This is a genomic window from Acinetobacter sp. S4397-1, from assembly GCF_024129285.1.
GTDB classification, from domain to species: Bacteria; Pseudomonadota; Gammaproteobacteria; order Pseudomonadales; family Moraxellaceae; genus Acinetobacter; species Acinetobacter lwoffii_C.
Map to the genome: position 1 here is coordinate 245,678 of NZ_JAMXXZ010000002.1, position 20,270 is coordinate 265,947.

Annotated in this window: 21 protein-coding genes, 1 tRNA gene and 1 rRNA gene; 17 read left to right on the forward strand and 6 right to left on the reverse strand. The window is 43.5% G+C overall.

Going from position 1 to position 20,270, the window contains the following annotated elements; translation table 11 throughout:
• Positions 1–43: 43 nt before the first annotated feature.
• Positions 44–1,141, reverse strand: coding sequence for an alpha/beta fold hydrolase (locus NI467_RS02450; protein ID WP_253150707.1), 1,098 nt, complete (start codon positions 1,139–1,141; stop codon positions 44–46).
• A 142-nt stretch (positions 1,142–1,283) separates the two neighbouring features.
• On the opposite strand from NI467_RS02450, the gene NI467_RS02455 reads away from it, so the two are divergent.
• From NI467_RS02455 to trpB, 9 genes are all read left to right on the forward strand, one after another.
• Positions 1,284–2,471, forward strand: a complete 1,188-nt coding sequence (locus tag NI467_RS02455; protein ID WP_253150709.1) for an O-succinylhomoserine sulfhydrylase — start codon at positions 1,284–1,286, stop codon at positions 2,469–2,471.
• Between the two features lie 28 nt (positions 2,472–2,499).
• Complete coding sequence (locus NI467_RS02460; protein WP_151208127.1) at positions 2,500–2,829, forward strand: YbaB/EbfC family nucleoid-associated protein; 330 nt, start codon at positions 2,500–2,502, stop codon at positions 2,827–2,829.
• A 13-nt stretch (positions 2,830–2,842) separates the two neighbouring features.
• Positions 2,843–3,439, forward strand: coding sequence for a recombination mediator RecR (gene recR / locus NI467_RS02465; protein WP_151203139.1), 597 nt, complete (start codon positions 2,843–2,845; stop codon positions 3,437–3,439).
• A 181-nt stretch (positions 3,440–3,620) separates the two neighbouring features.
• Positions 3,621–4,763, forward strand: coding sequence for an HRDC domain-containing protein (locus NI467_RS02470; protein WP_253150711.1), 1,143 nt, complete (start codon positions 3,621–3,623; stop codon positions 4,761–4,763).
• 129 nt (positions 4,764–4,892) lie between these two features.
• Entirely contained in the window at positions 4,893–5,201 is a 309-nt protein-coding gene (locus NI467_RS02475) for a YcgL domain-containing protein (protein WP_151203137.1), read from the forward strand.
• A gap of 21 nt (positions 5,202–5,222) precedes the next feature.
• Positions 5,223–5,606, forward strand: coding sequence for a hypothetical protein (locus tag NI467_RS02480; protein WP_151203136.1), 384 nt, complete (start codon positions 5,223–5,225; stop codon positions 5,604–5,606).
• A gap of 21 nt (positions 5,607–5,627) precedes the next feature.
• Positions 5,628–6,479, forward strand: a complete 852-nt coding sequence (locus NI467_RS02485; protein WP_253150713.1) for a MoxR family ATPase — start codon at positions 5,628–5,630, stop codon at positions 6,477–6,479.
• A 12-nt stretch (positions 6,480–6,491) separates the two neighbouring features.
• On the forward strand, positions 6,492–7,679 hold the full coding sequence (locus tag NI467_RS02490; RefSeq protein ID WP_253150715.1) for a VWA domain-containing protein: 1,188 nt from the start codon (positions 6,492–6,494) through the stop codon (positions 7,677–7,679).
• A 110-nt stretch (positions 7,680–7,789) separates the two neighbouring features.
• Positions 7,790–8,998 (forward strand): tryptophan synthase subunit beta, encoded by a 1,209-nt coding sequence (gene trpB, locus NI467_RS02495; protein ID WP_253150717.1) that lies wholly within the window; start codon positions 7,790–7,792, stop codon positions 8,996–8,998.
• 128 nt (positions 8,999–9,126) lie between these two features.
• Here trpB and NI467_RS02500 read toward each other — a convergent pair whose 3' ends face one another.
• The 3 genes from NI467_RS02500 to NI467_RS02510 all read right to left on the reverse strand — a co-directional run bounded on the left by NI467_RS02500 (position 9,127) and on the right by NI467_RS02510 (position 10,441).
• Positions 9,127–9,558: a CBS domain-containing protein gene (locus NI467_RS02500; protein ID WP_151203132.1), complete on the reverse strand. Its 432-nt coding sequence runs from the start codon at positions 9,556–9,558 to the stop codon at positions 9,127–9,129.
• A 101-nt stretch (positions 9,559–9,659) separates the two neighbouring features.
• Entirely contained in the window at positions 9,660–9,977 is a 318-nt protein-coding gene (locus NI467_RS02505) for a DUF2750 domain-containing protein (RefSeq protein WP_227548040.1), read from the reverse strand.
• Between the two features lie 230 nt (positions 9,978–10,207).
• On the reverse strand, positions 10,208–10,441 hold the full coding sequence (locus NI467_RS02510) for a hypothetical protein (protein ID WP_151203130.1): 234 nt from the start codon (positions 10,439–10,441) through the stop codon (positions 10,208–10,210).
• A 225-nt stretch (positions 10,442–10,666) separates the two neighbouring features.
• Here NI467_RS02510 and NI467_RS02515 point away from each other — a divergent pair, with 225 nt between their 5' ends.
• Both NI467_RS02515 and NI467_RS02520 read left to right on the forward strand, forming a co-directional pair.
• A complete protein-coding gene (locus tag NI467_RS02515; RefSeq protein ID WP_151203129.1) occupies positions 10,667–11,026 on the forward strand; it encodes a hypothetical protein in 360 nt (119 codons plus the stop codon).
• Positions 11,027–11,122: 96 nt separating this feature from the next.
• The gene (locus NI467_RS02520; RefSeq protein WP_253150719.1) at positions 11,123–11,446 is read left to right on the forward strand and encodes a hypothetical protein; all 324 of its coding nucleotides are present in this window, start codon (positions 11,123–11,125) and stop codon (positions 11,444–11,446) included.
• On the opposite strand, the gene NI467_RS02525 is transcribed toward NI467_RS02520, so the two are convergent.
• On the reverse strand, positions 11,443–12,945 hold the full coding sequence (locus tag NI467_RS02525) for a pitrilysin family protein (RefSeq protein WP_253150738.1): 1,503 nt from the start codon (positions 12,943–12,945) through the stop codon (positions 11,443–11,445). The two genes, NI467_RS02520 and NI467_RS02525, sit on opposite strands and share 4 nt — an antisense overlap.
• A gap of 8 nt (positions 12,946–12,953) precedes the next feature.
• Positions 12,954–14,273, reverse strand: coding sequence for a M16 family metallopeptidase (locus tag NI467_RS02530; protein WP_374982191.1), 1,320 nt, complete (start codon positions 14,271–14,273; stop codon positions 12,954–12,956).
• A gap of 253 nt (positions 14,274–14,526) precedes the next feature.
• On the opposite strand from NI467_RS02530, the gene ftsY reads away from it, so the two are divergent.
• The 6 genes from ftsY to NI467_RS02560 all read left to right on the forward strand — a co-directional run bounded on the left by ftsY (position 14,527) and on the right by NI467_RS02560 (position 20,270).
• On the forward strand, positions 14,527–15,642 hold the full coding sequence (ftsY, locus tag NI467_RS02535; RefSeq protein WP_253150722.1) for a signal recognition particle-docking protein FtsY: 1,116 nt from the start codon (positions 14,527–14,529) through the stop codon (positions 15,640–15,642).
• A 176-nt stretch (positions 15,643–15,818) separates the two neighbouring features.
• Positions 15,819–16,508 (forward strand): nitroreductase family protein, encoded by a 690-nt coding sequence (locus NI467_RS02540; protein ID WP_253150724.1) that lies wholly within the window; start codon positions 15,819–15,821, stop codon positions 16,506–16,508.
• Positions 16,509–16,691: 183 nt separating this feature from the next.
• Entirely contained in the window at positions 16,692–17,285 is a 594-nt protein-coding gene (locus tag NI467_RS02545; protein WP_253150726.1) for a nitroreductase family protein, read from the forward strand.
• Positions 17,286–17,458: 173 nt separating this feature from the next.
• Positions 17,459–18,127: a DUF2057 family protein gene (locus NI467_RS02550; protein WP_253150727.1), complete on the forward strand. Its 669-nt coding sequence runs from the start codon at positions 17,459–17,461 to the stop codon at positions 18,125–18,127.
• Positions 18,128–18,593: 466 nt separating this feature from the next.
• Positions 18,594–20,134: ribosomal RNA gene (locus NI467_RS02555) — 16S ribosomal RNA — on the forward strand.
• 59 nt (positions 20,135–20,193) lie between these two features.
• A tRNA-Ile gene (locus NI467_RS02560) sits at positions 20,194–20,270 on the forward strand.

Sequence of the window (20,270 nt, forward strand, 5' to 3'; positions counted from 1 at the left end):
TGATTTAAAGCTAATTTTAAAAGACTCTGGGATCCCCGAGCGGTCAGGCATCAAGTCGTGTGGAGCGGTGTGCCAGCCAAGCGGTTAATTTAGGCCAGAATGTATTGGCCGCTTTCTGGTTAGACATCAGCCCCAAATGGCCCCCTGGGATAAGAGTAAACGTCTTATCGGTACTGCTTGTCAATTCCATCAAAGGCTTAGCTGAGTGCTTGGTGACAATCTGGTCGGTTTGGCCTGCGCCTACCAACAAGGAGCAGTTGATATTTTTTAGGTCGATGGTTTGCCCCTTTAAAGTCATAGAGCCTTCTTTCAGAGGATTCTGTAACCATAAATTCAGCATCATGTCCTGATTGATTCCACCAGGATAATCAATCATTTTGTTAAGAAAATTGCCCATGGTGGCATGTTCATAGACATCTTCTACATTTTCCAGATTCAGTAAAAACTGCTTCTGGCTTTTAAACCAGCCAACAGGGTCCAGTAATTTAAAACCAAGCGCATTGAGGACCCCCGGTGAATGGATATAGAGTTTTGGAATCAGGCCTTGATAGAGGGTATGTTGCAAGTTTTTATTTTTAGAAATTAACTGATTGGCGCTCCTAAACAGTTTACCAATACGACCAGAAGCATAGCTGTCAATCGGGCTGCCGAGTACGATCAGATTTTTAACATGTTCGGGTGAATGCAGGGCAGTATAGAGCGTGACAAAAATTCCGGCCATACTCCAGCCATGCAACGAAATAAACTGGCTGCCAGAATGAGTACAAATGCGCTCAATTGCTTGCGGAATTGCGCCGTCAACAAAGGATAGGAAATTTAAATGGCGATGTTTATAACGAAAACGTTTCCATTCCACCAAATACACCTCAAAGCCACTATGCTGAAAATGTTTGACTAGGGAACGATAAGGATAAAGGTCGTAAATATCCATATTGATTGCGAGTGGCGCGATAAAGACCAGTGGCTCACGATATTTCTTGTCAGGAGAGGCATAATAACGAATCTTGCAGAATTCAGTGGCGGCAATATATTCAAAAGGTGTTTTTTGCGAAAGAATCAGGGTAGATGAATTAAACAGACGCGCATTAAGATGTTTTAATTTTTTCCGCTGGCGCTGAATATTTTGTTTTAATTGAATCATGTAAATAAATTATCCGTATTCGGGAAGATTTGATCGAAGTCTAAGCAATATTTGCTTATTATACCTTGACCTGAAATAGCTTAGGCGCTCAAAATGTTGGCAAATTTTTACAAAAGGCAGTCCCTTGGACTGGGGTAAAGTGATGAGCCAGCAAGATGATATTTCCTACCAGTTAGAAACCTTAGCCATTCGTACCGGTCATACCCGTAGTTTTGAAGGCGAGCACGGCGAACCGATTTTTCTAACATCTTCATTTGTCTATGAGAATGCGGCCGAAGCGGCAGCAAAATTTTCAGGCCAGGAACCGGGCAATATCTACTCCCGCTTTACCAATCCAACTGTGGCCACTTTTGAAAAACGTCTGGCTGCACTCGAAGGTGCAGAGCGCGCCGTTGCTACCAGTTCAGGTATGGCAGCCATTATGGCCGTGGCAATGGCTTTTTTAAAAGCAGGCGATCATGTGATCTGTTCACGTGCAGTATTTGGCTCGACTGTATCTTTGTTTGAAAAATACGTGGCTAAATTTGGCGTGGCTGTAGATTTCGTCGACCTGCATGATATAGCGGCTTGGAACAATGCTATTAAGCCAGAAACCAGACTGCTCTTTGTTGAATCTCCATCAAATCCTTTGGCAGAAGTGGCGGATATTCCGGTGCTAGCAGATATTGCGCATGCAAATGATGCCTTGCTAGCAATTGATAACAGCTTCTGTACGCCTGTATTACAACAACCCATCAAATTTGGTGCAGACTTGGTGGTGTATTCTGCGACTAAATATCTGGATGGTCAGGGGCGTGCTCTGGGTGGTGCAGTTGTGGGGAACCATAAGCTGCTTGAAGAGGTTTTCGGTTATGTACGCACGACGGGTCCATCCATGAGTCCGTTTAATGCCTGGGTCTTTTTGAAAGGTCTGGAAACATTGCGCTTACGTATGCGTGAACACTCTGCCAATGCACAAAAATTAGCCGAGTTCCTGAATGCGCATCCGAAAGTAGAAAAAGTCTATTATGCAGGCCTGCCTGAGCATGTTGGTCATGAGCTGGCAGCAAAACAGCAAACTGGTTTTGGCGGTATAGTCTCTTTTGTGGTGAAGGCGGGCCGTGAAGGTGCATGGAAAGTAATTGATAATACAAACTTTATCTCAATTACCGGTAATTTGGGTGATGTCAAGTCAACTATTACTCATCCGGCAACCACCACGCATGGCAAACTGTCTCCAGAAGCCAAAGCTGCAGCAGGTATTTGCGAAGGTTTAATTCGCATTTCTGTCGGTTTGGAAGAGATTGATGATATTATCCGTGACATTACACGCGGTTTAGATCTAATTTAATTTTATAAATATATGTTCGGAGATTTTTATGAACATTAATATGTTGATGCAGCAAGCTCAGCGCATGCAAAAAGAAGTTGAAAACAACGTGAAAAAGGCCAAAGAAGAGCTTGCGCAAACTGAAGTGCATGCTGAGGCTGGTGGTGGTTTGGTAAAAGTAACCATGACTGCACGTAATGTAGTGAAACGTATCGAAATTAATCCTGAGCTTCTTCAGGACGATCCTGACATGATCGAAGACCTGATTGCAGCTGCTATGAATGATGCAGCACGTCAGGCTGAAGCCATTTCAGAAGAGCGCATGAAGGCAGCAAACTCAGGCATGGGCTTGCCACCAGGTCTGGCTGGTTTATTCTAAGGAAGAGTGCGCAATGTTTAGTGATCGTTTTGATCAACTCGTTCAAGCATTACGCATTTTGCCAAGCGTTGGGCCGAAATCGGCTCAGCGTATGGCTTTGCACCTGATCATGAAAAACCGTGAAGGTGCGATCGGTCTGGCACATGCCTTGACTGAGGCGACCAATCATATTCATGAGTGTTCTATTTGTCATTCGCTGACCGAAGATGAGGTCTGTAATATCTGTACCTCCTTGGAACGAGATGATGAATTGCTGTGCGTGGTAGAATCACCTGCCGATGTGATGGCTATTGAGCAAAGTGGCAGCTTCCGGGGTAAATATCATGTTTTGGGTGGGCACTTGTCACCACTTGACGGGATTGGGCCGGAAGAAATTGGCATTCCTTATTTACTGCAGCGTTTAAGTCAAGGGCAGATTAAGGAAGTGATCCTGGCCACCAATGCGACTGTAGAAGGACAGGCAACAGCACACTATCTGGTTGAAGCCAGCAAGCATTTAGCGGTGCAGATGACGCGTATTGCCCAAGGTGTGCCTCAAGGGGGCGAACTGGAGTATGTGGACAGTCATACGCTGAGTCAGGCCGTGCATAACCGCATGAGGATTAAATAAAATTTGTATTATTGAAAGGGTGTGAGTTTAATAGGAAAAAGATATTAATTTATACCTAACTAGCCCTTACAAAGTAAATTATTTTAGATAATTAGTCGCATTAAGTATGTTTTTTTATATAAATATTTTATATATTAGCTAGTATTCCGCTATCGAGCATCTATTCTTAGACTCAGCCTTTATGTTTCAGTTTATTCAACACCAAAACGACCTGTATCCTGTTCTGGATTTAATGGATCAAAATTCAATCTATGGTCTGGATACCGAGTTTATCAAGGTAGATACCCTGTGGCCCAAACTCGGTGTTTTTCAGATCAATGTCGACAATCAGGTTTATCTTCTGGATGGAACGACTCTGGATCTGACTGAGTTTTTGCACAAGATTTTTAATGCCCAACAGAATGTTTTTCACGCCTGTAGCGAAGACATCGACCTGATTTATCATTATACCCAGCAAAAAGCACTGGAGAATGTTTTTGATACGCAGGTAGGGATGTCATTTTTGGGGCATGGTCTGCAAGTCAGCTACCAGAATGCCCTGAAGCAGATGCTGGAAATAGATATTGAAAAAGACCAGACCCGCTCCAACTGGCTGGCGCGTCCTTTAAGTAGCGAACAGTTACTGTATGCGGCCAATGATGTGCATTATCTGATGCAATTGGCTGAAAAAATCAAGCTGGATTTAAACAGCAAATCCCTACTTGATTTTGCCTTGCAGGATTGTCAGTTCCTGACCCGGGAAATAGGGGAAGAAACACCGACTGCCTTGCTGTATCAGGATGTGGGGAATTATCGGCATTCTCGCCGTCAGCTTATGCAATTACAGCAGCTGGCGGTTTGGCGTGAACAGATTGCCAAGGCTTTAAATCAGCCACGCAGTTTTATTCTGAAAAATGTGACCATGATTGATCTGGTTGAGAAATTTCCGCGCAATAATTTCCAGTTGAGTCAGGTGAAAGACATACGTGCCAATATTGTACGTGATCATGGTAAAACGATTCTGGACTTATTGAAATTCCTGCCAGAACAGTCGGACTGGCCATTACGTCTGGCTCGTCCAATCCGTCATTCTTCCAGAGAGGTTGGCGATAAAATTGATCTGCTTATTCAGCAGGTCTCTGCTGAAACCACCATCCCTAAGGAAGTGCTGATGCGTAAAAAATGGCTAAATGCCCTGTATCAACATGTAGTCTTTCATAAGGATGAGCAGGAGCTGCCGGATTATCTGCTAGGCTGGCGCTATGAACTGCTGACCTTGCCGCTACTTCGGGTGCTGCATGAGGATGAATCTTATCTTTCGACCCAGATGAAAGTCACGGAATGACTGGGGAAGAATTGATTAAAGATAAAGCAATTATACAAAATCACGACTGATGCATTCGGCAAGGCTAATGTATCTGTCTTTTTTTTAATGTATCCTTGCGGTTGTTTTTTAAGAAAAGTCGTTTAAAACATGCAAGTGTCTATCTACAAATCCAGTAAAAAAGATGAAATGTATCTTTATGTGGCGCGTCCTGCAGATGAGGGCGAAACTGAAGAAACATTTGAGCCGCTCGAAGTCTTGTCTGAGCCGGTACGTGTAGCATTTGGGCGTGCAACTTTTGTCATGCACCTTGAATTGAGTGAATCGCGCAAACTGGCGCGTGCCAATGTCCTGCATGTAATGGACTCCATTGTGACTCGCGGTTTCTTTTTGCAAATGCCGCCAGAAGGCCTGATTAATCCAAATGCAGTAGCGCCTGAAGGATTGCGTGGTGCCTAATATGAATTCAGGAGTTGTGAGATGAATGGTTATGTAAACGTATTAGATTCAATTCCTGAACAGAGTATTGCAGTAGCCGTGTATCTGCTTGGCAGCCTGATTGCCTTGCTTTGCTGGTATGGGGTAACCAGACGCCTGCCGAGAGTAATGGGCAGTTTTTTATGGTTACTGGCCTTCGCGGTTTTATTAACCCCCACCGTTTCTGAAGGCCCGAATGCCTCGGTTGCCCCGGCAATTTTCGGTCTGCTATTTGGGGTTTTAACCAAGGAGCAGGAGCTGGTTTGGATTAATGCGTCACTTATTTTATTTGTCATTGGCCTTGGATGTGTGATTGGCTATTGCTGGTCCAGTTATATATCGAAAAAACCGGATACGACTTTAAACAAGAAAAGTTCACCGTTGTAAGTAAAAAAATAAGGTTAAATCATGTCTGCTGATATTCAACAATTTTCAGGTACAGATCAGTACATTGCGACTGACAGTCTAAAGCTGGCCGTAAAAGCTGCGCGTAGTTTGCAAAAGCCTTTACTGGTCAAAGGTGAGCCAGGGACCGGTAAAACCCTGCTGGCTGAACAGGTGGCACACAGTTTGGGATTGAAGCTGATTACCTGGCATATCAAGTCGACCACCAAGGCACAACAGGGATTGTATGAATATGATGCAGTTTCTCGTTTGCGTGATAGCCAGCTGGGCGATGACCGGGTCTATGATATTAAAAACTACATCAAACCAGGTAAACTCTGGGAAGCTTTTACCAGTGAAGAGCGCTGTGTTCTGCTGATTGATGAAATTGACAAGGCCGATATCGAGTTTCCAAATGATTTGTTGCATGAACTCGATAAAATGTCGTTCTATGTTTACGAAACTGGTGAGACCATTACTGCGACCCAGCGTCCAATCGTCATCATTACCTCAAATAATGAAAAAGAATTGCCAGATGCATTTCTGCGCCGTTGTTTCTTCCACTATATCGAATTCCCGGATGAAGCCACCATGCGCGAAATCATCGATGTGCATTTCGAGAATATCTCTGCCACATTGGTGAATGAAGCTTTACAAGTTTTCTTTAAATTACGTCAGATTCCCGGTTTAAAAAAACCACCTTCAACCTCTGAACTGATTGACTGGCTCAGCCTGCTCATGGCCGACGACATGCCGGAAGGTGTGCTGCGTAATACTGATAAAACCAAAGCCATTCCGCCACTCTACGGCGCACTCATCAAAAACGAGCAGGATGTACAGCTGCTTGAGCGTCTAGCCTTTATGTCACGCCGTTAGGGGGAAACAGGCATGTTTGTGCGACTGTTTTATACCTTGCGCCGCTATGGTGTGCCGGTTTCGACCCGTGAACTGATTGACCTGAATCAGGCAGTAGCTGCCGGAATTGTCTTTGCTGATCAGGATGAATTCTATCAGCTGGCCAAAACTATCATGGTTAAGGATGAGCGCTATTTCGACAAGTTTGATCGCGCCATGAAAGACTATTTTGATGGTATTTCAACCTTTGATCTGGATGAGCTGTTGAATCAGGTGCACAAACTGCCTAAAGACTGGTTTGACCTGGAATTACTGGAAAAGCATCTGACCCCTGAACAGCGTGAAGAGCTGAGAAAAGCCGGTTCGCTGGAAGAGCTGATGAAAATGCTGGAAGAGCGTCTGCGCGAACAGCATAAAAAACATCAGGGTGGTAACAAAATGATTGGCACGGGCGGGACTTCTCCCTTTGGTGCCTATGGTGATCATCCGGAAGGTGTACGGATTGGCGGGCCAGGGCGTAAACGCTCTGCGGTAAAAGTCTGGGAGCAGCGTCAATATCGTAATCTGGATGATGACCAGCTTCTGGGTAGCCGGCAAATGCAAATGGCGCTGCGCCGTTTGCGTAAATTTGCCCGTCAGGGTGCAGCGGAAGAGCTGGATATTGATGGTACGATTCGTGAAACAGCCAAGCAGGGCATTCTGGATGTACAGCTGGTACCAGAGCGCCGTAACCGTATTAAAGTGCTGATGCTGTTTGATATCGGTGGTTCCATGGATGCGCACATTGCCCAGTGTGAAAAGCTGTTTAGTGCAGCCAAGACCGAATTTAAGACCCTTGAGTATTTCTATTTCCATAACTGTCTGTATGACTACGTCTGGAAAGATAATGTTCGGCGTTCCAGTTCACGCATGAATACCTGGGATCTGTTCAATACTTATGGCCGAGACTATCGGGTAATTGTGGTGGGTGATGCCAGTATGGCGCCTTATGAATTGAATTCGGTGGGCGGCTCAGTTGAATATATGAATGACGAGGCCGGGCAGGTCTGGTTACAGCGACTGCGTCAGCATTTTGATAAAACCGCCTGGCTCAATCCGGAAGAAGAAAGATACTGGCATTACACCCATACCATCGGACTCATCAGGCAGATCTTTGAGGGGCATATGTTCCCGATGACCTTAAAGGGTATTGAAGATATGACCAAATATCTGGCTCGTTAATTTATTTTTTTATATCAATGATTTAAGTTTTGATTGCTCAAGCTGTTGCTTTCACTATTATAAAGTAAAGCAATTGAGTGCTCATCTATATTTCACAGTTAAGGATTGCTATGGATCATCAAATTAATGGCATTGCGCTGCCAAATGAAGAAGGCTTCTTTGGCCAATATGGTGGTCAGTTTATTCCGCCTGATTTAAAACAGGCCATGAATGATATTAATGTTGCCTATCAGGAAATTCGCCAGACTGAAGAATTTCAAAATGAACTGAAAGAGCTGTTTGCTCATTATGTAGGCCGTCCGAGTCCTTTATTTCACGCCAAGCGTCTCTCTGAGCAATTGGGCGGTGCGCAGATCTATTTAAAACGCGAAGACCTGAACCATATGGGTGCTCATAAAATCAATCACTGTCTGGGTGAGGCACTTTTAGCCAAATATATGGGAAAGACCAAAGTCATTGCTGAAACCGGAGCAGGCCAGCATGGTGTGGCACTGGCTACGGCATGTGCCTTGGTTGGTATTCCATGTGAAATCCACATGGGACAGGTGGACATCGAAAAGGAACATCCAAACGTTGTCAAGATGAAAATTCTGGGTGCTCATCTGGTGACTGTGACTCGTGGTACCGCAACTTTAAAAGATGCGGTTGATAGTGCCTTTGAGGAATATTTAAAAGATCCGAAAAATTTTATTTATGCGATTGGTTCTGTGGTAGGGCCACATCCATTCCCAATGATGGTGCGTGATTTCCAGTCCATTATTGGTGAAGAAATTAAAGTTCAAACGTATGAACGTTTTGGTGCAAACCCGGATTATGTGGTTGCCTGTGTCGGCGGCGGTTCAAATGCTGTAGGTGCATTTAGTGCTTTTTTAAATAATCCCGAAGTCAAACTGATTGGAGTGGAACCGGCAGGTCATGGTCTGAATACCGATATGCATTCAGCAACCTTGACTTTGGGTAAGCCGAGCCAGTTGCATGGTATGGCCTGCTATGTGCTAGAAGATGAACAAGGTGAGCCTTTGCCTGTGCATTCAATTGCCTCAGGCCTGGATTATCCGGGTGTGGGCCCGCAGCATAGCCTGCTTAAGGATTTGGGGCGGGTAGAATACACTACAGCGACAGATCAGGAATGTCTGGATGCCTTTATGACCTTGTCACGGGTGGAAGGAATTGTTCCGGCTTTGGAAAGCTCACATGCAGTTGCCTGGGCGATTCGTGAAGCGGGCAAGCTGTCAAAAGAGACAAAAGTTGTGGTGAACCTGTCTGGCCGTGGTGATAAAGATTCAGACTATGTTGCAGAGAAATTAGGCTTAAATTAATAGCCTGAGTTCAGCTAAAGATCCCAGCCTAGTGCTGGGATCTTTTTTTATATCTCATCATTTTAAAATCATTACAAGCCAATAATGAATAGTTGGAATGAGATTTCTTTGAATACTTTAAAGAAAGCTTAGCCCGAAATATATTGTTGTAGTTGATCAATCAATTGCCGTTGATCTTCCATGGTTGCTTTGACCAGATCACCAATTGAAATCAGGCCTATCAGCTTTTCATTTTCAACCACAGGCAGGTGACGTAAATGATGATCAGTCATCAGCTCCAGACAGTTTTCGACTGTGCTGCCTGTAGTTACAGTAATCACTTTAGGCGTCATAATTTCATTCACGGTTGTATCGACAGAAGATCTTTGCATAAGGGCAATTTTACGAGTGTAATCCCGCTCTGACAGAATGCCGACCACTTTGTCTTCCTGAGTCACGACCACCGCACCAATTCCTTTATCTGCCATTAGAGTGATGGCTTCTAGTACGGTTGCATCTGGATGAATGGTATAAATTACCTGGTGTACTTTGGCTTTAAGCACTTGTGCCACATTGGTCATTCTATTGGATCCTTTCGTTCATTTATTATTGGTTTTAGAAGAAATATAAACTGATTATCGCTAGCTGCTTCTTAGTTTAGTCTTTATAAATAACATGTTATTCAGGCAATGTGCAGTCTCTGTTGAGAAAAAAATAAGTAACGCATCTGTTCTGTAGTTAATTTCAGTTTTGATCCGTTTGGATTACATAGAGCAGGAATTACATTAAGGCGCGTTAGGGTAGGCAGCAGATTGTTCTCAAAATCCTCTGAATTGATTTTGCGTGGCTCATAATTTGGCCAGTGCTGTTTGGCATAATTTTTAGCATCTAAAGGGTTAAGCCAAAATGGAAAGATACAATCCTCATGATCCCGCATCATGGCCCAACCCTGATGATAGACGCCCCACAGGATGCCACAATACATCAGGGATTTGAGCATAGTCACTTTCAGCAAATTTTTTTTGCAGATCGGATTGTACTGAATAAGATTGGGATAGGTCAGCTTAGGTATTGTCATTAGAGTAAAGTACGTATTGGACTTGGGTGCTATTTTAGGAAATCTGTATGAAATTACTGTTTCAGCTTTGCAAGCAATCGTAATAAAGTATGTAAGTGTTAGTAGTTTATTGAAATATAAGGTGAAAAAAACGCCACCGAGGTGACGTTTTTTTATGCTTGCATCGTGGCCATACTCTGCCAGTACTGGGCTTTAAGAGAATCCCGTTCTACACGAAAACCTTGGTAATACAGTTCTGCTAAAAAGAGAGCTGCTTTACCATGACCAGCACGCGCTGCATCTTCTAGTTGTTTGACTGCATCTACAAAGTTCATTTGTGATTGGATCGTATTGACTGCATCAGCATACAGATGCTCTAAGTCATGTTGAGAGATTTGTTGTATCATATAAAAACTCCTTAATTTTAATTATGATTACAGGATCGACTTTAACTAAGTCTACATACAAGTATAGCTAAGTATTATTAAACTAATATTACAGAATGATTGAAAAGTCAATTATTGTTGAAGCTTTGTTATCAGTATTATAGTTTACATGATTAAACTATACACACTTATAATTTTTAATAGTATAAATTTTAATAAGACAAGAAACAAGAAAGGAGAAAAATGATGAGCACAAGAATATTGGATGGTATTACTTTTGACATGCCACCTACAGCTGGTCAGGTCCTCCAGCTTGCAGACTTACATCGCCAGAAACTCGATAATGTGATTTATGATAGGCATGCACATTTAGGGCATTTTGGTCTGGCTCAGCGTAAAGAAGTTTATGATTTCACCCGTGCCCTGGATGAGAATCAGCGAGCACAGTTTTATAAACTCTACAATACTGAACTGGTTCGAATTGCAACAGAAGACCGCTGGCATCCACCAGAAGCAGAGGCAGGTCTAAGCAAATTTGCAATTTTCCTGGTGCTTGCTCTGGTAGCGTTTGTCATTGCCTGGAGTGTGTTTGAGCGGCTGAATTAATCGCTGTATAGCATTTCAGCAGGTGATGGATATTCGGATTCATGACTTGAACTTCAGTAACTGCAGCCATACACTACTTTTAACTTGAGGTAGTGTATGGCTATAGATAGCAAAAAAATTAGTGATTTTTTCAGCAAGATTCAGCTTGAACAAATTTATAATACGGTTGTGATTTTTATTGTTGTGGTGATTTTAGCTCTAGCCACCTTTGCATTGTATCGTCCTTTAACAGCGGCGCAGTTGAATCAGTTGCTGCAATTGTCCGAGCAGCATAACTTGCCACAAACCCAGGACATGGCACAGCTGCTATTAAAGCAAGAGCAGATTTCCCGAGGACAATATCTGAAACTGATGCACGCCTATCAGCGAGAGTCTTTACGTGCGCATCAGCTGCCACCAATCTCTCTAGAAAATCCCTAGTTTTTACTGGATACTACTTCACCAGAACGGGTCTCAAGCAGATTGTGTTGCAGGTGCATTTTTAGTTGAGCACTGTCCAGCTCCTTGCTGACTATTACTAGGCTGACATTTTCCGGATGTAAGTGCTTGCGCACTGAATCTTGTACATCCCTTGCACTGATTTTGCTGAGTCGCTCAGGATAGCTAGATAAATAATCTGCTTTCTCATCATAAAAGCCCATTGTGCCCAACTGGGCATTAATGGTTGCATTGCTACTGTAGTTGTTAGGAAAGGCGCGCAACATGCCGGCCTTGGTTTCCTCCAGGCGCTTTTGATCAATAGGTTGCCGGACAAAATCAATAAATGCCCGATGCGCGACTTGTATACTCTCAAGAAGTTGATCCTGCCGGGTAGAATATTGAAAACTAAATACCCCCGGTGCCTGACTAAAAGTAAAGGAGCTGTTGGCACTATAAGTAAAGCCTCGTTTGATGCGTAACTCCTGCATCAAGACCGAGTGAAAGCCTCCGCCGCCAAACATCCGGTTAGCGACTTCAAGCGCCAGACGGTCTTCACTAGAGCGTGTTGGTCCTAAATGCCCGAAAATGACATACGCCTGCGAAGACTGATAGGGTAAATGTGCCACCTCCAGACCAGTTTTGAGTTCAGGTTCAGGTAAAGGTGCAGCTTTTGAACCTTGCCGTATGTTGCCTGCAATGCGTTCTGATAAATTTAATGCCTGTTTTGGAGTGAGTTTTCCGGTAATCGCAATATTCATATTCTGTGCGACCACAAACTGATCACGAAATTTTTTCAACAAGTCGGCTGTTATTTTTCTGGTACTGCCTTGCGTCCCACTAATTGGTTCTGCATATGGGTGTTTACCATAAAGTGTACGGTAGAAACGGATGTTCATTAAGCGGCTTGGATTTTCTTGTAGCTGTTTCTGGCCCACCTGGGTATTACTTAAGACAAGGTTAATACTGGAGCTTTTAAAGGAGGCATGATTCAGTATTTCCATCATCATGCTTAAGGCAGGTTCCAGCTTTTGAGGATCGGATAGTGAACGTAAATGGACAATGAACATATCCCGATAAGCTTGCATACTCAATTGTGCACCAGCCTGATCAAGTACGGCAGCAATCTGATTGGCGGTATAATCTTCTGTACCTTCACGCATCAACTTGGCTGCCATATTTGATAGTCCGTATAAGCCGGGTGCAATTTCCTGATCACGTGCTGCGCCCGCATTAAAAGTCAGCTGAATATCGACCATCGGCAGATCTCGAGTTTCTACAAACAGGGTGCGTACCTTGTAACGATTGTTGAGATCATGAATATGAGGTGCCTGGAAGGTCTGTTCTAAATTCAGCTTCTTTAAACTTTGCAATAGTGGAACTGATGTCAACTGATCAGGAGAGCTGTTTACACCAACTTCGGCACTTAAATAACTTTCTGCCCATAGAGTAGGACTAAAACTCACACTGACTAGCAAAAGAAAACAGCGAATAGAAGGCATATGCGTCATTATTGTTGGCTTTTCTGTTCAGGTATAATGTAGAGCGTACTCAGATTATCACGCACAAAGTAGGTATTTGCTACATGCTGGATATCTTCGGCACTGACACTTGCATAGTGTGTGGGTAATGCATCAATCAAGCGGTAACTTAAACCGTTGACCTCCAGATTGCCTATGATTTTTGCCTGCCCGGCAATATCATCCTGGCTGTAGATTAAACTAGAGATAAAGCGCGTGCTGATGCGTTCAAGTTCCTGTGTGGAAACTATCTGAGTTTTTAACAGTTCAATTTCCTGCTGAATGGCTGTTTGTGCTTCTTCCAGAGAAATGTCAGGGGCTGGCAAAGCTGAAATTCCAAAAATACTGTCACCGCGATTATAAGGATCATAAGTGGCGTTAACAGAGGTCAAGACTTTGCGATCACGTACTAAACGATCTTGCAAGCGTGAAGAAATCCCACTATCCAGCAGGCTGCGAATGATACTGAGGGTATAGGCATCTTGGGGATTTTCGGCACTCGCTAGAGACTTTACATTCCAGGTCATATACAGGTTTGGTACCTGTACATCGGTGGTTATTTCCATATGCCGATAGCCCGGCTGTTCAAATTCCAGTACATCATTACGGGGTGGTGTAGGGCGTGAAGGAATATCGCCAAAATATTTTTGTACCTGCTGCAATGCAGTTTCTGATTCAACATCTCCGACAATCACCAGAATGGCATTGTTGGGTGTATACCAGTCCCGATACCATTTTTTCACATCATTTAACTGAATATTATTCAAAGTTTTCATATGGCCAATCACTGGCTGGCGATAATGACTGGTAGGATAACTAATCCATTTAAAGCGTTCAAAAGCACGTGCGAGAGGATTGTCTTCGGTACGTTGACGCCGTTCTTCCATGACTACTTTGATTTCAGGTTTGAAGTCCTGTTGCCTTAATAAAAGATTACTCATGCGATCAGCTTCAAGTTCCAGCGCTAAGGGAAAGTAGGCTTTGGGATAAAGCTGATAATAATTGGTGTAATTGGTAAAGGTTGCTGCATTGATGCTGCCACCATAAATTCGGCTAAGGCGAGTAAATTCATCATTGGGAACCTTGGCTGTGCCTTTGAACATCATATGTTCCAGGACATGAGATACACCCAGAATATTGCCGGATTCGTCTGAGCTGCCTACTTTGTACCAGATATGGGTCATCACCATGGGCGCGCGATGATCTTCCCGGATAATCACTTTTAAACCATTGCTTAAAGTGGTTTCAAAAGTCGTACGTGAAAGTTCACTGCTGGTTTGAGCATAAGCTTGGGTTAAACCCAAACTTATGAGAAGAGTGGTGACAGGATAAAAACTCTGTCTGAGTAATTTAAAATAAGAGGAAGTGGTAAGTCGGGAGTTGAACACTCGATCTTCCTGAATATATTTGTATTTATCGTTATTTTTAATAAATGTCGGACTGAAAGCAACCACAGCTTGTAACTTTTTGCTGTCTTTGTTGGGCGATTGGATTGCTAGCTCAAAAAGGCCCAAGTTATGGTAGAATCCTATTTTTTAACGCAATGCTTTTCAAGGATTCGGCATGCAACAGCAATCTACTGGGCAAAACAAATTTTTGATTGATGCTGATATCGGAGATGATGATGTCACATTACCGAGTTTACCTGCGGTTAATGTGCCGATTGTAGAAGCATCAGTGGAGACACAGGGCAGTGAGACCCTCCCATCGACACCTGGAGCAGAGGAAGTTCAGGCAGAAGAATCTGCTGCAAAGGGTGGTTTCTTTAGTCGGATGAAAGAAGGATTAACCAAGACCCGTAAAAACCTTGCGGATGGTATGGTGAATATCCTGATTGGTGGTAAAGAAATTGATGATGAGCTATTAGAGGAAGTCGAAGAGCAGTTATTAGTGGCAGATATTGGAGTAGAAGCCACTAAAACAATTATTGCCAACCTGACGGAACGTACTGCACGTGGTGATCTGATTTATTCACATTCACTTTATAAGGCACTTCAGGAAGAACTGGTGGCTTTGCTGGCGCCACGTGTCAAGCCTCTGCACATTGATCCGAACAAATCACCATATGTGATTTTGGTGGTGGGGGTGAATGGCGTAGGTAAAACTACAACTATCGGTAAGCTGGCAAAACGTTTGCAAGGTGAAGGTAAAAAAGTCATGCTGGCGGCGGGCGATACTTTCCGTGCTGCGGCAACCGAGCAATTACAAATCTGGGGTGAGCGTAATAATATTCAGGTTGTGGCCCAAGGTCATGGTGCTGACTCTGCCTCTGTCATTTTCGATGCATTTGAAAGTGCACGTGCCAAAGGCGTGGACGTGTTGATTGCTGATACTGCCGGACGTTTGCATAACAAAGGTCACTTGATGCAGGAGTTGACCAAAGTAAAACGTGTTATGCAGAAAATTGATGCGACTGCACCTCATGAAGTCATGCTGGTGGTCGATGCCGGTACAGGTCAAAATGCGATTAACCAGGTTGAAATGTTTGATGAAGCAGTCGGCTTAACCGGCTTAACCATCACCAAACTCGATGGTACAGCTAAAGGTGGGGTGTTGTTTAATATCGCTAGCCGCACTCATGTACCCATTCGTTTTATTGGGGTGGGTGAGAAAATTGATGACTTACGTCCTTTCTCGGCCAAGTCTTTTGTAGCTGCGCTTTTTGAAACTGAAAAATAAGGAATGCAGGCTGCATCACATAAACTCCGCTAAATGCGGAGTTTATTGTTTTTAAAGAAATTAAGTGTTTTAAAAAACAACACTAGAAATTTCAGAAAACTAATCTGCTGACTTAAAGCCATTATAATTGTAGGGAATTTGCCAGATGTAATATAGCTCGGGCTTTGGGGGATAAGATGGCATTGCTTAACAAGATTGGTCATGTATTAACAACCGATTTAACTAAAGATTTTAAAATTTCAAGAAAACAAAAAATATCTGAACATCAGCAGATACCATTTGTTGAACAGTTAAAAAAACGCCGTAGTATTTATCAATTAGGAAAACGGGTGCAGCACAGTCAGGCCTATTTGACCGAACTGATTGAGGAAGCCGTAAAAAGCTGCCCTTCCGCATATAATGCACAAACTGCGCGAGTCGTGGTGTTATTTGGTGATTCACATCATCAGTTCTGGGATATTGTAAAAGATGTACAACGACAGTATGTACCTCCCCAGATTTATGAAGGCGTTGAAGTTAAGCTAAATCAGTGCCGAAATGCCTTGGGGGCGATCTTATTCTATGAAGATCAGCAAGTGATTCAGCAGCTACAAAAGAAAGTACCATTCAGCGCAGAAGACTTTCTGGTCTGGTCTGAGCAAAGTTCGGGTATGGTGCAATACGCAGCCTGGACGGCTCTTGCATCTGCTGGCGTGGGGGCTTCACTACAGCATTATAACCCGCAGATTGATCGCCGGGTTGGTGAGCATTTTCAAATAGATCCAAACTGGCTGCTGCGGGCTCAATTATGTTTTGGTTCAATTGAAGAAACTATCGCAGAAAAAGTAAAGCAGCCGGAGCAGGAGTTTTTTCAGGTTTTTAGCTAAATTTAAATTATGTCAAGCAAGACGAGGGGGTCAAGGCGCCAGATACAATTCATCAATTTTAGTGCTATAAAGAATGTTCTATAAATAAAACGCATTGTTATTGAAATAAGGCTGTTTAAAAGCAGAAAAATGCCTAAGATGGCTTTATTAATTTTAATAAACAGAATAGATAAAGGTGGATTCATGGCATTTTTGAATGAGATCAAACAACGTCGTACTATTTATGCAATTGGTAAAAACGTGAGCCTGGAACAGGCAGAAATTGAAAACATTATTAAAGATGCAGTCAAGCATAGCCCGTCAGCTTTTAACTCCCAAACTTCACGTGTCGTGATTCTGTTCGGTGAGTCACATGAAAAGTTCTGGAATATTGTTCGCGAAACCTTACGTGATCTCATATCTGCTGAGGCTTTTGAAGGTACCAATACCAAAATTAACGGTTTTGCAGCGGGTTATGGCACAGCATTATTTTATGAAGATCAAGATATTGTAAAATCTCTGCAAGAACAGTTTGCACTCTATGCAGATCACTTTCCGGACTGGTCAGAACATTCTACGGGTATTGCTCAGTTCGCAACCTGGACAGCATTAGCAGAAAGAAATATTGGGGCTTCCTTGCAACACTATAATCCAATTATTGATGAAGAAGTTGCCAAAACTTTTAATGTGCCATCTAATTGGAAGCTGCGTGCTCAGTTGGTCTTTGGTTCAATCGAAGCGCCAGCGGGTGAAAAAACCTTTGTAGATGATGCTGATCGCTTTAAGATTTTTGCATAATTGGGTGGAAAGCTAAAAAGAAGCACATTGTTGCTTCTTTTTTTATATTTGTCGTTTCTAAAATTTCCAGATTGATGCAACTGCAATATAAATGAAATGTTTGTCATAAAGTTGACATTTATACACGGCATAGTGCAACTGAACTTTTAAGAATCATTCAATGAGTAGAGAGTATGGGTTTACGTATCACAACAGTGACAATGGCATTACTTGGCAGTACGTCAGCTTTTTCAATGGTCACTTTAACTGTACCTGAAGAAATTAAAATTGTTGCGGTGAATGATCAGAAGGTAAATTCAGGCTTATTACGTTCAAATCAGACTTATAAAATTGATCCGGGCGTGAATACGATTAGCGCTCGCTATAATGAGTTCTTTCAACATCATGATAGTTCACATGATATTTTAAAATCGGGCGTGGTAACGATCAAAACTCCAGAATTAAAAGATGGCGAGGCTTATAACCTGGCCTTAATTAATGCACCACAAGATTTTGATGAAGCGAAAGCGTATAAAGATCAACCTATTATCGGTTTATATAATGCTAATCAGCAACTATTGGTTCAGCAAGCAGGAGCAAAAGCCTCTTCTAAACGATGGTTTGGAGGTGGGGGTTGGGATAATGCCAACGACTTAAGTGGAGGGGAAGTTACAATACCAGTCAATCAACCCGCAGCTATATATACACAACATACAGTTAAACCTGTGGTTGCAACGGTATCAGCTCAACAGAGCTTGGCTCTAAATAGCAGTAGTGATCAGCAAATGGTTGAGTTATGGAAAAAAGCATCTAAGAGTGAACGCCAGAAATTCATGGCGTGGCTTGCTGAACAGGCTAATTAAGCTTTTAAGAGTTAGGAGATAAGGATCAACAGTAATTTTGATCCTTTTTTATTTAAGAAGTTTGAGCAAATTCACATTTGCTTAAAGTTTAAATGCAGAAGTAGCTAGAAAAACTCTGAAAAAGTGTTAAAAATAACTTTTTGGGTTAAAAAGTAAGCAGGTAGTGGCGTTTTTTGAATATTTTTAAGAAAAGCACTTGCGCTCGTTTTGAAACTGTATAGAATACGCAGCACACCAACGCAATGCACCAAACGAAAAGTTAAGTCATTAAGTTGGACTTAAAACTGACGAGGTTTTAAGAAGATCATTAAGAGATTATGAAGAACAACTTGTGTGGATTTTTACTGGTTGATTGATCGAAATATTATCATTGATTGATTGGTTTAAATTACTCGAAGTTTATTTGAGAGAATTTGTCAGAAAATTGATGAGCCAAGATTGGTGTCCTTTAGGCACTACTGATTTTAAACTGAAGAGTTTGATCATGGCTCAGATTGAACGCTGGCGGCAGGCTTAACACATGCAAGTCGAGCGGGGCGAAGGTAGCTTGCTACTGGAACCTAGCGGCGGACGGGTGAGTAATACTTAGGAATCTGCCTATTAGTGGGGGACAACGTTCCGAAAGGAGCGCTAATACCGCATACGCCCTACGGGGGAAAGCAGGGGATCACTTGTGACCTTGCGCTAATAGATGAGCCTAAGTCAGATTAGCTAGTTGGTGGGGTAAAGGCCTACCAAGGCGACGATCTGTAACGGGTCTGAGAGGATGATCCGTCACACTGGGACTGAGACACGGCCCAGACTCCTACGGGAGGCAGCAGTGGGGAATATTGGACAATGGGGGGAACCCTGATCCAGCCATGCCGCGTGTGTGAAGAAGGCCTTTTGGTTGTAAAGCACTTTAAGCGAGGAGGAGAGTACCCTGGTTAATACCCAGGAGTGCTGGACGTTACTCGCAGAATAAGCACCGGCTAACTCTGTGCCAGCAGCCGCGGTAATACAGAGGGTGCGAGCGTTAATCGGATTTACTGGGCGTAAAGCGCGCGTAGGCGGCTCTTTAAGTCGGATGTGAAATCCCCGAGCTTAACTTGGGAATTGCATTCGATACTGGGGGGCTAGAGTATAGGAGAGGATGGTAGAATTCCAGGTGTAGCGGTGAAATGCGTAGAGATCTGGAGGAATACCGATGGCGAAGGCAGCCATCTGGCCTAATACTGACGCTGAGGTGCGAAAGCATGGGGAGCAAACAGGATTAGATACCCTGGTAGTCCATGCCGTAAACGATGTCTACTAGCCGTTGGGGCCTTTGAGGCTTTAGTGGCGCAGCTAACGCGATAAGTAGACCGCCTGGGGAGTACGGTCGCAAGACTAAAACTCAAATGAATTGACGGGGGCCCGCACAAGCGGTGGAGCATGTGGTTTAATTCGATGCAACGCGAAGAACCTTACCTGGCCTTGACATACAGAGAACTTTCCAGAGATGGATTGGTGCCTTCGGGAACTCTGATACAGGTGCTGCATGGCTGTCGTCAGCTCGTGTCGTGAGATGTTGGGTTAAGTCCCGCAACGAGCGCAACCCTTTTCCTTATTTGCCAGCACTTCGGGTGGGAACTTTAAGGATACTGCCAGTGACAAACTGGAGGAAGGCGGGGACGACGTCAAGTCATCATGGCCCTTACGGCCAGGGCTACACACGTGCTACAATGGTCGGTACAAAGGGTTGCTACACAGCGATGTGATGCTAATCTCAAAAAGCCGATCGTAGTCCGGATTGGAGTCTGCAACTCGACTCCATGAAGTCGGAATCGCTAGTAATCGCGGATCAGAATGCCGCGGTGAATACGTTCCCGGGCCTTGTACACACCGCCCGTCACACCATGGGAGTTTGTTGCACCAGAAGTGGATAGTCTAACCCTCGGGAGGACGTTCACCACGGTGTGGCCAATGACTGGGGTGAAGTCGTAACAAGGTAGCCGTAGGGGAACCTGCGGCTGGATCACCTCCTTAACGAAAGATTGACGATTGGTAAGAATCCACAACAAGTTGTTCTTCATTGATGTATCTGAGGGTCTGTAGCTCAGTTGGTTAGAGCACACGCTTGATAAGCGTGGGGTCACAAGTTCAAGTCTTGTCAGACCCACCA

Excerpts from the sequence above, each read along its gene's own strand:
- NI467_RS02450 (WP_253150707.1), bottom strand. The coding sequence starts at position 1,141 with ATGATTCAATTAAAACAAAATATTCAGCGCCAGCGGAAAAAATTAAAA.
- NI467_RS02455 (WP_253150709.1), top strand. The coding sequence starts at position 1,284 with ATGAGCCAGCAAGATGATATTTCCTACCAGTTAGAAACCTTAGCCATT.
- NI467_RS02460 (WP_151208127.1), top strand. The coding sequence starts at position 2,500 with ATGAACATTAATATGTTGATGCAGCAAGCTCAGCGCATGCAAAAAGAA.
- recR (WP_151203139.1), top strand. The coding sequence starts at position 2,843 with ATGTTTAGTGATCGTTTTGATCAACTCGTTCAAGCATTACGCATTTTG.
- NI467_RS02470 (WP_253150711.1), top strand. The coding sequence starts at position 3,621 with ATGTTTCAGTTTATTCAACACCAAAACGACCTGTATCCTGTTCTGGAT.
- NI467_RS02475 (WP_151203137.1), top strand. The coding sequence starts at position 4,893 with ATGCAAGTGTCTATCTACAAATCCAGTAAAAAAGATGAAATGTATCTT.
- NI467_RS02480 (WP_151203136.1), top strand. The coding sequence starts at position 5,223 with ATGAATGGTTATGTAAACGTATTAGATTCAATTCCTGAACAGAGTATT.
- NI467_RS02485 (WP_253150713.1), top strand. The coding sequence starts at position 5,628 with ATGTCTGCTGATATTCAACAATTTTCAGGTACAGATCAGTACATTGCG.
- NI467_RS02490 (WP_253150715.1), top strand. The coding sequence starts at position 6,492 with ATGTTTGTGCGACTGTTTTATACCTTGCGCCGCTATGGTGTGCCGGTT.
- trpB (WP_253150717.1), top strand. The coding sequence starts at position 7,790 with ATGGATCATCAAATTAATGGCATTGCGCTGCCAAATGAAGAAGGCTTC.
- NI467_RS02500 (WP_151203132.1), bottom strand. The coding sequence starts at position 9,558 with ATGACCAATGTGGCACAAGTGCTTAAAGCCAAAGTACACCAGGTAATT.
- NI467_RS02505 (WP_227548040.1), bottom strand. The coding sequence starts at position 9,977 with ATGCTCAAATCCCTGATGTATTGTGGCATCCTGTGGGGCGTCTATCAT.
- NI467_RS02510 (WP_151203130.1), bottom strand. The coding sequence starts at position 10,441 with ATGATACAACAAATCTCTCAACATGACTTAGAGCATCTGTATGCTGAT.
- NI467_RS02515 (WP_151203129.1), top strand. The coding sequence starts at position 10,667 with ATGAGCACAAGAATATTGGATGGTATTACTTTTGACATGCCACCTACA.
- NI467_RS02520 (WP_253150719.1), top strand. The coding sequence starts at position 11,123 with ATGGCTATAGATAGCAAAAAAATTAGTGATTTTTTCAGCAAGATTCAG.
- NI467_RS02525 (WP_253150738.1), bottom strand. The coding sequence starts at position 12,945 with ATGCCTTCTATTCGCTGTTTTCTTTTGCTAGTCAGTGTGAGTTTTAGT.
- ftsY (WP_253150722.1), top strand. The coding sequence starts at position 14,527 with ATGCAACAGCAATCTACTGGGCAAAACAAATTTTTGATTGATGCTGAT.
- NI467_RS02540 (WP_253150724.1), top strand. The coding sequence starts at position 15,819 with ATGGCATTGCTTAACAAGATTGGTCATGTATTAACAACCGATTTAACT.
- NI467_RS02545 (WP_253150726.1), top strand. The coding sequence starts at position 16,692 with ATGGCATTTTTGAATGAGATCAAACAACGTCGTACTATTTATGCAATT.
- NI467_RS02550 (WP_253150727.1), top strand. The coding sequence starts at position 17,459 with ATGGGTTTACGTATCACAACAGTGACAATGGCATTACTTGGCAGTACG.